The 12,626-nt window shown below is 35.5% G+C and carries 10 protein-coding genes; 9 read left to right on the top strand and 1 reads right to left on the bottom strand.

Annotated elements, in window-relative coordinates:
- Positions 1 to 182, top strand: a 182-nt coding sequence (locus EKM02_RS15010; RefSeq protein WP_234423167.1) for a hypothetical protein, incomplete at its 5' end; no start/stop codon positions are given.
- Between the two features lie 355 nt (positions 183 to 537).
- On the opposite strand, the gene EKM02_RS08685 is transcribed toward EKM02_RS15010, so the two are convergent.
- Complete coding sequence (locus EKM02_RS08685; protein WP_126454236.1) at positions 538 to 927, bottom strand: SPOR domain-containing protein; 390 nt, start codon at positions 925 to 927, stop codon at positions 538 to 540.
- A gap of 215 nt (positions 928 to 1,142) precedes the next feature.
- Here EKM02_RS08685 and EKM02_RS08680 point away from each other — a divergent pair, with 215 nt between their 5' ends.
- Genes EKM02_RS08680 through EKM02_RS08645 form a run of 8 tightly spaced genes read left to right on the top strand, consistent with a single transcriptional unit; the run spans position 1,143 to position 12,558 of the window.
- Positions 1,143 to 2,477: a c-type cytochrome gene (locus EKM02_RS08680; RefSeq protein ID WP_126454234.1), complete on the top strand. Its 1,335-nt coding sequence runs from the start codon at positions 1,143 to 1,145 to the stop codon at positions 2,475 to 2,477.
- Positions 2,478 to 2,506: 29 nt separating this feature from the next.
- Complete coding sequence (locus EKM02_RS08675) at positions 2,507 to 5,563, top strand: TAT-variant-translocated molybdopterin oxidoreductase (protein ID WP_126454232.1); 3,057 nt, start codon at positions 2,507 to 2,509, stop codon at positions 5,561 to 5,563.
- A gap of 39 nt (positions 5,564 to 5,602) precedes the next feature.
- A complete protein-coding gene (gene nrfD / locus EKM02_RS08670) occupies positions 5,603 to 7,006 on the top strand; it encodes an NrfD/PsrC family molybdoenzyme membrane anchor subunit (protein ID WP_126454230.1) in 1,404 nt (467 codons plus the stop codon).
- Positions 6,999 to 7,523, top strand: coding sequence for a DUF3341 domain-containing protein (locus tag EKM02_RS08665; RefSeq protein WP_126454227.1), 525 nt, complete (start codon positions 6,999 to 7,001; stop codon positions 7,521 to 7,523). Before nrfD ends, EKM02_RS08665 begins: the two co-directional genes overlap by 8 nt.
- Before the next feature lie 8 nt (positions 7,524 to 7,531).
- Positions 7,532 to 8,077: a c-type cytochrome gene (locus EKM02_RS08660; RefSeq protein ID WP_126454225.1), complete on the top strand. Its 546-nt coding sequence runs from the start codon at positions 7,532 to 7,534 to the stop codon at positions 8,075 to 8,077.
- 27 nt (positions 8,078 to 8,104) lie between these two features.
- Positions 8,105 to 9,571 (top strand): quinol:cytochrome C oxidoreductase, encoded by a 1,467-nt coding sequence (locus EKM02_RS08655; RefSeq protein ID WP_126454223.1) that lies wholly within the window; start codon positions 8,105 to 8,107, stop codon positions 9,569 to 9,571.
- Between the two features lie 19 nt (positions 9,572 to 9,590).
- Positions 9,591 to 10,730: a cytochrome c oxidase subunit II gene (locus EKM02_RS08650; RefSeq protein ID WP_126454221.1), complete on the top strand. Its 1,140-nt coding sequence runs from the start codon at positions 9,591 to 9,593 to the stop codon at positions 10,728 to 10,730.
- 31 nt (positions 10,731 to 10,761) lie between these two features.
- Positions 10,762 to 12,558, top strand: coding sequence for a cbb3-type cytochrome c oxidase subunit I (locus EKM02_RS08645; RefSeq protein ID WP_126454219.1), 1,797 nt, complete (start codon positions 10,762 to 10,764; stop codon positions 12,556 to 12,558).
- The last annotated feature ends 68 nt before the right edge of the window (positions 12,559 to 12,626 follow it).

Raw genomic sequence — 12,626 nt, 5'->3', positions numbered from 1 at the left:
TGCAAAAACGTTTTTGCAAGTGTTTAATTAAATATTTTTATCTAATAATCTGTATCGGTTATTCAGGACAAGACAATGATTTTTATTTGTTACAGAAATGTGACGATGTTTTTTTATTTCAGATAGAAGAACGCAATTTTTTATTTAATCCTGAGGGCATAGGATTTAATGTTGTGCAATGAGTAGCTTGTGATTTAAGCTATACAACGCTTGTTTTTAGGAATAATTTTTTATGACTGTGCAGTATAGGGATTAGGATTTTTTAAGTATCATGCTTCTCAATTAAGCTTAATTAGAATGTCTTTTTGTTGAACTAAGCTTATTCGTATGATGTCATCCTGATATAAAGTTCTTTGCTTATTTCAAATAATAGAGTGCTTGATTTTACAGAATCTGAATATTTTTAAATCGATTAGAGGAGAATTTTTGCTATTTTTCAATTGACTTTTGTTTTTTTTTTAATCCAATTATTAAAACACAAAAACCACTTTTGAAGTGGTTTTTTAAAATAGGAGATACATGATTACCGATGCTGTTTTATTTGTTAGGCTTTATCAAATGTACATTGGAATAGCTTTTTTTGATCTCTATTAGATTTCGTTCTGCTTCAATTCGTGTTTTGAAATTTCCAACCCAAACTTTGTAATTTGGAGTAAAAAAAATAATGGTTCCGTCAATATCTCGAAATTGTTGTCTAAATTGATTAAGAGTGTTTCTTGCCTTTTCGCTTTCGCCACTAAATATTTGAATTTTATATTGGTCATTTGTAGCATTAGAAATATTTGTTTTTCTCTTTTCATTTAGTAATTGTTCAAATTTAGGGTCTTGATTAACGATTAAGTTTCTGTCTTGTGCGATTGCATGTATATAGGAAATGCTGAATGCAATAGTGATAAAAAAAGCTTTTTTGAAGGCTAAAATTCTCATAATGTGATTGTTTTTGTGTAAAAGTACTATTTAATAAATCATAGTAAACTTCGAATGTTATTTAGAATAGATATAAATTGAAATTAAGGCTATTTTAAGGTTTTGAGACTAGTTCTTTAGTCGTATTTTTGTGCAAGTTTAAAATAAAGGAGCAGTTTTCATAAAAATAATTAGAAAAAACTGTGCCAATTTTTAGTAGATAATCATTATACTATATGAAAAAGGTGGGTAACCATAATTCGATCTCAAGGAAATTAATATTTAGAATAGCTTTAATGCTATCTATTTCCTTTACTTCATTTGCTCAAGAAGCTACTCCAGCAGTAGCGGATGTTACTGCGGATGCTACAGCTACTTCACAAAGTGCTGATCCGGTTAAGGGTAAAGAGCTTTTTAATGCTAACTGTGCTGCATGTCACAAACTTGATGCGAAAGCGACAGGCCCAGCTCTTAGAGGTGTGGGCGCTAAATATGATGCTTCATGGCTTCATAAGTGGGTTCGTAATAGTTCAGATCTTATCAAGTCAGGCGATGCTCAAGCTGTAAAAGTTTATGAGGAAAACAATAAGGCGGTAATGTCTGCTTTCCCTCAATTATCGGATGGGGATATTGATAACATAATTGCTTATACTTCAGAGCCGAAAGCGGAGGCTCCTGCACCACCTGCAGGCACTGAGGCTGTTCCGGGAACAGCTGCTTCAGATAGTGGTGTTTCAAACAATATCATTCTGGGGGCTTTGTCTCTGGTGATGTTAGTTCTTGTAGTCATGTTGTTTCTTGTAAATAAAGTGTTAACTAAAGTCGCAAAATTAAATGGTATTGAAGTTGCGCCTAAAACACCTACAACACCGATATGGAAATCTTTTGTCAGAAATCAGTTTTTAGTGTTGGTTACTTCTGTATTTTTGTTATTAGCGAGCGCCTATTTTGTATATGGTTATCTTATGCAAATTGGTGTTGACCAGGATTATGCACCAGTTCAGCCAATTCATTATTCTCATAGAATACATGCTGGTGATAATGAAATCAACTGTAAGTATTGTCACTCGTCGGCAAGAGTTAGTAAGCATGCTGGAATTCCTTCATTAAATGTTTGTATGAATTGTCATAAAAATATTGCTGAAGTTGCTGAAACAACAGCTACTCCTGAATACAGTAAAGCGTTTTATGATGAGCAAATTCAAAAATTATATACTGCAGTTGGTTGGGATCAAACAACTCAATCGTACACAGGTAAAACACAGCCTGTAAAATGGGTTCGTATTCATAACTTACCGGACTTTGTTTATTTTAATCACTCGCAACACGTAACGGTAGCTGGTATTGAATGTCAAACGTGTCATGGTCCTGTTCAGGAGTATGAAATTCAAAAACAATTTGCCCCGTTAACAATGGGTTGGTGTATTGATTGTCACAGGAAAACTGAGGTAAAAATGGAAGGTAATGAATATTATACTAAGATTCACGAGGAGCTTTCTAAGAAATACGGTGTAGACAAGTTGACTGCGGCTCAAATGGGAGGTTTAGAATGTGGCAAATGCCATTATTAATCAAATTATTAAGATTTTAATATTTATATATGTCATCAAACAAAAAATACTGGAAAAGTGTTGAAGAGCTAGATCAAAATAGTTCTGTTGTTGAGGCCCTTAGAAATAACGAATTTGTTGAAGAAATTCCTACTGATGAATTTTTAGGAAATGATGGTGCTTTGTCATCTTCGTCAACATCACGTCGTGATTTTTTAAAGTACGTTGGTTTTAGCACAGCAGCAGCCACGCTTGCGGCTTGTGAAGGACCGGTTAACAAGTCTATTCCTTATGTGCTTCAGCCGGAACAAATTATCCCTGGAGTAGCCGATTATTATGCAACGTCAGTTTTTGATGGTTTCGACTTTGCAAATCTTTTGGTAAAAACACGCGAAGGGCGGCCAATTAAAATAGATAATAACACTATTCAAGGCGCTGCATTTAGTGCCAATGCAAGGATTCATGCTTCTATTCTTTCGTTGTACGATAGTATGCGATTGAAGGAGCCAAAGATAGAAGGTAAAAGTGCGGCTTGGTCCGCTGTTGATTCTAAATTAAAGTCTAGTATCGTTGATGCTGCTGCAAAAGGCGGGCAAGTGGTACTTTTGACTAGTACACTGGCGAGTCCATCATCAGAAAAGCTTATTGGCGAATTTATTGCCAAAAATCCTAATGCGAAACATGTTGTTTACGATGCTATTTCTTCTTCGGAAGCGTTAGATGCTTTCGAAACAGTTTATGGAGAGAGAGCTTTAGTTAATTATGATTTTTCAAAAGCATCTCTTATTGTTTCTGTTGGAGCTGATTTTCTTGGAGACTGGCAAGGCGGGGGTTATGATTCGGGTTATACGCAAGGAAGAGTTCCAAAAGCAGGAAAAATGTCTCGTCATTTTCAGTTAGAAGCTAATATGACACTCTCGGGTGCTGCTGCTGATAAACGTCTGCCAATGTCTACGGCTAATCAAAAGCAGGCATTAGTACATATTTATAATGTGGTAACAGGTTCTTCTGTTGGCGTAACTTTAGAAGATAAATTTAAAACAGAAGTTACTAAGGCGGCTCAGCAATTAAAAGCTGCTGGTTCAAAAGGAGTTTTAGTTTCAGGTATTCAAGATAAAAATGCGCAGTTAGTAGTTTTGGCCATCAATCAAGCATTGGCCAGTACTGCTTTTACTACCTCTGGTGTAAGACAAATAAGAAAAGGTTCAAATGAAAAAGTGAATCAATTAATTAATGATATGAAAGCAGGAAGCGTTCATACGTTGATTATGAGTGGCGTTAATCCAGTATATACTTTAGCGGATAGTACTTCTTTTGTAGAAGCACTGAAGAAAGTTAAAACATCAGTATCTTTCTCTTTAAAAGAAGATGAAACGGCTTTAATAAGTACAATTGCAGCAGCTGTTCCTCATTATTTGGAATCATGGAATGATGTAAGTTTCACCAAAGGAAGTTATGGTATTACTCAGCCTACGATTCGTCCTCTTTTTAATACCAAACAATTTCAGGATGTATTGTTGTCTTTAAATGGAATGAGTGGTACATTTTACGATTATATTAAGGGTAATGCTTCGACAATAATAGCGGGTTCTTCTTGGAATAAAGTTTTGCATGATGGTGTTTATGTGGGTGTTGTACCAACTGTAGCTGCAGGCTCTGCTGATTATGGTGCTGCTGCAACTGCTTTGGCACAATCAAAAGCTTCTGAAGGACTAGAACTTGTTTTATACACCAAAACTGGTTTAGGGGATGGACAACAAGCAAACAACCCTTGGTTGCAGGAATTTCCGGATCCAATTACAAGAGTTTCTTGGGATAACTACCTTACAGTGTCCAATGCTGATGCTAAGAAATACGATCTGTCGAATGAAATCGTTGCTAATGGTGGGTTAAACGGAAGTTATGCTAGCATTACCACAGCAGACGGAATTAAATTAGAAAATGTTCCTGTAATTGTGCAACCGGGTCAGGCTGTTGGTACTATTGGCTTGGCGTTAGGGTACGGTCGCAAAGCGGCTTTGAAGGAAGAAATGATGGTGGGTCTAAATGCCTATCCTTTATATAAAAGTTTCAATAATGTACAGTCAATAACCTTGGTGAAAGCTGAAGGAGAACATGAGTTTGCTTGTGTTCAAGGTCAGAAAACATTAATGGGAAGAGGGGATATTATAAAGGAAACATCTTTAGAAATTTTTAATACAAAAGATGCTGAAATCTGGAATCCTCAACCAATGGTATCATTGGATCACAAGGAGGTAGAGGCTACTAAGGTAGATTTATGGTCTTCATTTGATCGATCTGTCGGGCATCATTTTAATCTTTCTATAGATTTAAATTCTTGTACCGGTTGTGGTGCTTGTGTGATAGCATGTCATGCTGAAAATAACGTTCCTGTAGTAGGGAAAGCTGAAATTAGAAGAAGTCGTGATATGCACTGGTTGCGTATTGACAGGTATTATTCTTCCGAAAGTACTTTTGAAGGTGATAACGAAAGAAAAGAAAATATAGCAGGTTTATCAAGTTCATTATCTACATTTAATGAAATGGAAAAGGCAGGTGATAATCCTCAAGTTTCCTTTCAGCCGGTAATGTGTCAACATTGTAATCATGCACCTTGTGAAACAGTTTGCCCAGTAGCGGCAACTTCACATTCGCGTCAAGGTCAAAATCATATGGCTTATAACAGATGTGTTGGTACGCGTTATTGTGCTAACAACTGTCCATATAAAGTACGTCGTTTTAACTGGTTTTTATACAATAAAAACAGTGAATTTGATTATCATATGAATGATGATTTAGGACGTATGGTATTGAATCCGGATGTTAACGTTCGTTCTCGTGGAGTTATGGAGAAATGTTCAATGTGTATTCAAATGACGCAAGCGACTATTTTGAAAGCTAAAAACGAAGGAAGAGTAGTCATTGATGGTGAATTCCAAACGGCATGTTCAAATGCTTGTTCTAATGGAGCAATGAAATTTGGGGATATAAATGATAAAGATGCAGAAGTGGCTACTTTGGTTGCTGACGAAAGGATGTATCATTTATTGGAGCATGTTGGAACAAAACCTAATGTGATTTATCACGTTAAAGTTAGAAATACTTAGTACAAAAAAAGAATTAATTAAGAATCAATATAAAGGATTATGTCGTCTCACTACGAAGCAACCATTAGAAAACCCTTAGTTATAGGTGATAAGACTTATCATGATGTAACTGTAGATGTAGCAGCACCTGTTGAAGGTAAAGCAAATAAACATTGGTGGATTGTATTTTCAATTGCATTAATAGCCTTCCTTTGGGGTTTAGGCTGTATAATTTACACTGTTTCTACAGGTATTGGAACATGGGGGTTAAATAAAACTGTTGGATGGGCTTGGGATATCACGAACTTTGTTTGGTGGGTTGGTATTGGTCATGCTGGAACTTTAATTTCGGCAGTATTATTGCTTTTCCGTCAGCGTTGGAGAATGGCTATTAACCGTTCTGCTGAAGCAATGACAATTTTTTCTGTTATCCAGGCAGGTTTATTTCCAATTATTCACATGGGTCGTCCATGGCTAGCGTATTGGGTTTTACCAATTCCGAATCAATTTGGTTCTCTGTGGGTAAATTTTAACTCACCATTACTCTGGGATGTATTTGCAATTTCTACGTACCTTTCTGTTTCATTAGTATTTTGGTGGACTGGTTTATTACCTGATTTCGCTATGTTGCGTGACAGAGCAATAACTCCTTTTAATAAAAGAGTATATTCTATATTGAGTTTTGGTTGGAGCGGTAGAGCAAAAGACTGGCAACGTTTTGAAGAAGTTTCTTTAGTTCTTGCAGGTTTAGCAACGCCTCTTGTGCTATCTGTGCATACAATTGTATCAATGGATTTTGCTACGTCAGTAATTCCCGGTTGGCATACAACAATTTTCCCGCCTTACTTTGTTGCTGGAGCTGTTTTTTCAGGATTTGCAATGGTGAATACGTTGCTGATTATTATGAGAAAAGTTTCAAATTTAGAAGCATATATTACGGTTCAGCACATTGAGTTGATGAATATTGTTATCATGATAACGGGTTCAATTGTTGGAGTAGCTTACATTACAGAGTTATTTGTAGCGTGGTATTCCGGTGTAGAATATGAACAATATGCTTTCTTGAATAGAGCAACCGGTCCATATTGGTGGGCTTATTGGTCAATGATGACTTGTAATGTTTTTTCTCCGCAATTCATGTGGTTCAAAAAATTAAGAACAAGTATTATGTTTTCGTTTATAATTTCGATAGTCGTAAATATTGGAATGTGGTTTGAAAGATTTGTAATCATTGTAACTTCATTGCACAGGGATTATTTGCCATCTTCATGGACGATGTTCTCTCCTACATTTGTTGACATTGGAATATTCATCGGAACTATTGGTTTCTTCTTTGTATTGTTCTTATTGTATGCAAGGACATTCCCTGTAATAGCACAAGCAGAGGTAAAAACAATTTTGAAAGCAACTGGAGATAATTACAAAAGAGAAAGAGAAGCAAATAAAGATTCACACCATGAGTAATAAAGTAATATACGCCATTTATAATGACGATGATATATTGATGGACGCGGTTAAAAAAACTAGAGCAGCTCATCATCATATTGAAGAAGTTTTTACTCCATTCCCCGTACACGGTTTGGACAAGGCAATGGGAATTGCTCCTACACGATTAGCAATTTGTGCTTTTTTGTATGGTTGCGTTGGTATTTCGGTGGCAACAGCCATGATGAATTATATTATGATTCAAGATTGGCCGCAGGATATTGGTGGAAAACCAAGTTTTAGTTACATCGAAAATATGCCAGCTTTTGTTCCAATTATGTTTGAACTTACGGTGTTTTTTGCTGCCCATTTGATGGTTATAACTTTTTACATGAGAAGTAAATTGTGGCCATTTAAAGAAGCTGAGAATCCAGACGTAAGAACAACAGACGACCATTTTTTAATGGAAGTAGCTGTAAAAGATAATGAAGAAGAATTAGTTTCTTTTTTTCAAAGTACAGGGGCTGTAGAAGTTAAAGTAATAGAAAAGCATTAATTATAGATATGAAAAGCGTATATAAAATAACACTTTTATTTGGTCTAACTATTTTAGTTTCTGCCTGCCATAATAATGCGGCACCAAACTATCAGTATTTTCCAAATATGTATGAGTCAGTAGGGTATGAAACTTATGCTGAATCAAATGCATTTAAAAATGGTAAAGAAGGACAACTTCCTGCTCAAGGATCAATAAACAGAGGGTTTGAGCCTTTTGAATATGAAAATTCGACTGCCGGTTATGAGTTAGCTAAAGCTAATCTTAAATCGCCACTAGATTCATTAAGTAAAGAGCCTGAAAAGGCTAAGGAACTTTTTGAAATTTATTGTATCAGTTGTCACGGAGCTTCTGGAAACGGTAAAGGTGTACTGGTTGAAAGAGAAAAATTTCTTGGGGTTCCTAGTTACAAAGACAGAGTTATTACTGAGGGTAGTATTTATCATGTAATAACGTATGGTTTGAATTCTATGGGTGCGCATTCAAACCAGTTGAGTGCTCATGAACGTTGGTTGGTTACTGACTATGTTCTAAAACTAAAAAGCGAATTATAATTGTTGAACAAACTGATCGTAATAGATATGTATACATTTTCAAGTAAATTAAAAACTTTTTCTTTCCTCTTAATGGCCATGGGCGTATTAGGGATTGGTTATGGTTTTTGGAGTGCACCAAAGGATATTCAAGAAGTTGAAACTCTTCTTGCTGCTGAAAGCCATGTTAGTCATGGTGAAGTTAAACATGAAACTTCGAAATCTGTAGGAGCGTATGATGCTTCTAAAGGTCACGAGGAATCTGAAAGTACAAAAGAGGAAAGCAATCCAAAAGTATTGCATACCAACAGCACCTCGGAAGCTGTTACTGAAAGTCATGAGAGTTCATTGCATGCCGAAGTAGCAGAAAAAAAAGGGGGACATGAAATAAGTGAAGAAACGGAACATGCGGAACATCTGAATCATGTTTTGCATCAGTTGCAAAATAAGCCATGGGCTGCTTTTTATGTTGCCTGTATATTCTTTATGTTGGTTTCGTTAGGTGTTTTAGCTTTTTATGCCATTCAACAAGTTGCTCAGGCTGGTTGGTCTCCTGTGTTGTTCAGAGTTATGCAGGGTATAACCTCTTATTTGCCGGTGGGGTCTGTTGTCTTTTTTATAGTATTATTGCTTTGTGGTCTTCACTTTAATCATCTTTTTATTTGGTTAGATCCTGAAGTCGTTGCTACAGATAAATTAATTGCGAATAAAGCGGGGTATCTGAATTTTCCCTTTTGGATTGTTAGAGCGGCTATATTTTTAACAGGTTGGAGTTTATATCACTATTATTCAAGAAAAAATTGTTTAGCACAAGATGAAGCTAGTGATGATTTATTTTATAAGAAAAACTTTAAGTTATCGGCGATGTTTTTAGTTTTCTTTATTGTTACTGAATCGATAATGTCATGGGATTGGATTATGTCTATCGATCCACATTGGTTTAGTACCTTATTTGGGTGGTATGTTTTCTCAAGCTTCTTTGTTAGTGGAATCACCACGATAGCATTAGTTACTTTGTATTTGAAATCTAGAGGTTTTTTAGAGCACGTTAATACGAGTCATATTCATGATTTAGCAAAGTTCATGTTCGGTTTTAGTATATTTTGGACTTATTTATGGTTTTCACAATATATGCTTATTTGGTATGCTAATATCCCAGAAGAGGTAACTTATTACATAACAAGAATCGAGTTATATAATCTTCCGTTCTTTGGTGCTGTAGTTATGAATTTTGTATTTCCTTTGTTAATCTTAGTTAATACTGATTTTAAAAGAATTACATGGGTTTTAGTCATGGCAGGTGCTGTTATTTTGGTTGGACATTATATAGACTTTTTTAACATGATTATGCCAGGAACTGTTGGGGACAGATGGTTCATTGGGGTGTCAGAGATAGCTTCTGTTCTTTTCTTCCTTGGATTGTTTATTTATGTTGTTTTTACAGCATTGACTAAAGTTCCTTTATTGCCAAAAAGAAATCCATTTATCGAAGAAAGTAAACATTTTCATTATTAATATTTAAAGAAAAAAACAGATGACAAGTTTGTTGGTAATTATAGTTTTAGTTTTATTAGCTGTTGCTTTATGGCAATTGACTAAAATATTCGACCTGACGCAAGTTGGTTCCAATCCCGATAGCTCTGAAGTAGCTACAGATAATGATAATAACGTTCAAGGTTATTTAATGTTTGGTTTTTTAGCCTTCATTTATATTTTTTCAATTTATGGATTGTTTACTTGGGGGCCATTGGTTCTTCACACTCCGGCTTCTGCACATGGTGCGCAAGTAGATTATTTGATGAACATAACTTGGGTCCTTATATTTATTGTACAGGCTATTACTCAAGTATTATTGCATTATTTTGCTTTCAAATACAGAGGAAGACAAGATCAAAAGGCGCTTTATTTTGCTGATAATAATAAGTTAGAGGCTATCTGGAGTGTTATACCTGCGGTTGTTCTAGCAGGATTGATTCTTTACGGTCTCTATGCATGGAATAACATTATGTTTGTGGATGAAGATGAAGATACAATCGTAATTGAATTATATGCACAACAGTTTAACTGGAAAGCGAGGTATTCAGGTGAGGATAATGTATTGGGTAAAGCTAATGTTAGGTTTATTGAAGGTGCTAATGCTGTTGGTGTTGACTTATCTGATCCATACTCACAAGATGATATATTGGTTACTGAATTGCACATCCCAAAAGGGAAGAAAATTCATTTCAAAATGCGTTCTCAAGACGTTTTACATTCTGCATACATGCCTCACTTTAGAGCGCAAATGAATTGTGTTCCTGGTATGGTAACTGAGTTTGCTTTTGAGCCTGTTTATACCACTGTAGAATATAGAGAATTGCCTTACATGGTAGAAAAAGTTTCAAATATTAATGCTTTGAGGGCTAAGAAAAGTGTTGGTTTGGTGGCAAAAGGAGAGGCTGCTTTAGATCCTTACACATTTGATTATCTGCTTCTTTGTAATAAAATTTGTGGGGCGTCGCATTATAACATGCAAATGAAAATTATTGTAGATACGCCTGAAGACTATAAAGCTTGGTTGAAAGACAAGGCTACTATCGTTAATGAAGTTAAAGCATCTTTAGCTGCTCCAGCTCCTGCAGATGCTGAGGCAAGTACTGATACTGCTGCTGCTGTTGTAACAGTAATGAAATAATATTATTAAAAAAAATTTAAAGTAAACATATATGTCAGCAGAAGGTCACGATCACGCAATAGATCACGAACACGAACATCACCATAAAGACACTTTTATTACTAAATATATTTTTAGTATTGATCATAAGATGATTGCCAAACAGTACCTAATTACGGGTATCATTATGGGGATTATTGGTGTTGGGATGTCTATGCTTTTTAGAATGCAATTAGCATGGCCGGAAGAGTCTTTCCGAATATTTAATATTTTACTAGGGGACAAATTTGCTCCTAATGGAGTCATGGCTAATGATATTTATCTAGCATTGGTTACTATTCATGGAACAATAATGGTTTTCTTTGTTTTAACGGCTGCGCTCAGTGGTACTTTTAGTAACTTATTGATACCACTTCAAATTGGAGCTCGAGATATGGCATCCGGCTTTATGAATATGGTTTCGTATTGGTTATTTTTCTTATCTAGTGTAATCATGATCAGTTCTCTTTTTGTTGAGGCTGGGCCTGCTTCTTCAGGATGGACTATATATCCTCCTTTAAGTGCTTTACCACAAGCTATTCCTGGTTCAGGTATGGGTATGACATTATGGTTAATTTCGATGGCTATTTTTATTGCCTCTTCTTTAATGGGATCTTTGAACTATGTTGTTACGGTAATTAACTTAAGGACTAAGGGAATGTCTATGACTCGATTACCACTTACTATATGGGCTTTCTTTGTGACTGCTATTATTGGTATAGTATCTTTTCCTGTTCTTTTATCAGCTGCTTTATTATTGATTTTTGATAGAAGCTTTGGTACTTCATTTTTCCTATCTGATATTTATATCGCGGGGGAAGTGTTGCACTACCAAGGAGGTTCGCCAGTGTTGTTTGAGCATTTATTCTGGTTTTTAGGTCACCCTGAAGTTTATATTGTTTTGTTGCCTGCTTTGGGCATTACTTCTGAAGTGATTGCTACAAATTCGCGTAAACCAATTTTTGGATACAGAGCAATGATTATGTCAATTATTGCAATTGCATTCTTATCGACGATAGTGTGGGGACATCACATGTTTGTATCCGGGATGAATCCGTTTTTAGGATCTGTATTTACATTTACAACGTTGTTAATTGCGATACCTTCAGCGGTAAAAGCGTTTAATTATATTACAACGTTGTGGAAAGGAAATTTGCAATTGAATCCGGCTATGCTGTTTTCTATTGGTTTGGTTTCTACTTTTATTACCGGTGGTTTAACAGGTATCATTCTTGGAGATAGTACACTAGATATTAATGTACACGATACTTATTTTGTGGTAGCACACTTTCATTTGGTAATGGGTATTTCTGCTCTTTACGGAATGTTTGCAGGTATTTATCACTGGTTTCCAAGATTATTTGGAAGAATGTTAAACAAGAATCTTGGATATGTACACTTTTGGGTAACTGCAATTTGTGCCTACGGAGTTTTCTTTCCGATGCACTTTATTGGATTGGCAGGTTTGCCAAGACGTTACTATACAAACACCAACTTTCCGTTATTTGATGATTTGCAAAATGTTAATGTTTTGATCACAACATTTGCTTTAATTGGTGGTGCTTTTCAATTGGTTTTCTTGTACAATTTTTTCAGTAGTATCTTCTACGGTAAAAAGTCTGTAATGAATCCTTGGAAATCAAATACATTAGAGTGGACAGCTCCTGTGGAACACATCCACGGTAACTGGCCTGGTGAACTTCCTGAGGTTCATCGTTGGCCTTATGATTACAGTAATCCAGCTCATGATGTGGATTTTGTACCTCAAAATGTTCCAATGAAAGAAGGTGAAGAAGTTTTACATCACTAAAATATAAAAAAAGCCTCGCGAAAGTAGAGGCTTTTTTTTAGGACATTACTCAATTTTCATTCCTTTTG

This window comes from Flavobacterium sp. RSP49 (assembly GCF_003968735.1).
Taxonomy (GTDB): Bacteria; Bacteroidota; Bacteroidia; order Flavobacteriales; family Flavobacteriaceae; genus Flavobacterium.
Note: the sequence above shows the minus strand (reverse complement) of the source record. Positions and strands in the feature narration are given on the sequence as shown.

Coding starts and splice junctions, on each gene's coding strand:
- EKM02_RS08645 (WP_126454219.1), top strand. CDS start 10,762: ATGTCAGCAGAAGGTCACGATCACGCAATAGATCACGAACACGAACAT.
- EKM02_RS08675 (WP_126454232.1), top strand. CDS start 2,507: ATGTCATCAAACAAAAAATACTGGAAAAGTGTTGAAGAGCTAGATCAA.
- nrfD (WP_126454230.1), top strand. CDS start 5,603: ATGTCGTCTCACTACGAAGCAACCATTAGAAAACCCTTAGTTATAGGT.
- EKM02_RS08650 (WP_126454221.1), top strand. CDS start 9,591: ATGACAAGTTTGTTGGTAATTATAGTTTTAGTTTTATTAGCTGTTGCT.
- EKM02_RS08660 (WP_126454225.1), top strand. CDS start 7,532: ATGAAAAGCGTATATAAAATAACACTTTTATTTGGTCTAACTATTTTA.
- EKM02_RS08685 (WP_126454236.1), bottom strand. CDS start 927: ATGAGAATTTTAGCCTTCAAAAAAGCTTTTTTTATCACTATTGCATTC.
- EKM02_RS08665 (WP_126454227.1), top strand. CDS start 6,999: ATGAGTAATAAAGTAATATACGCCATTTATAATGACGATGATATATTG.
- EKM02_RS08680 (WP_126454234.1), top strand. CDS start 1,143: ATGAAAAAGGTGGGTAACCATAATTCGATCTCAAGGAAATTAATATTT.
- EKM02_RS08655 (WP_126454223.1), top strand. CDS start 8,105: ATGTATACATTTTCAAGTAAATTAAAAACTTTTTCTTTCCTCTTAATG.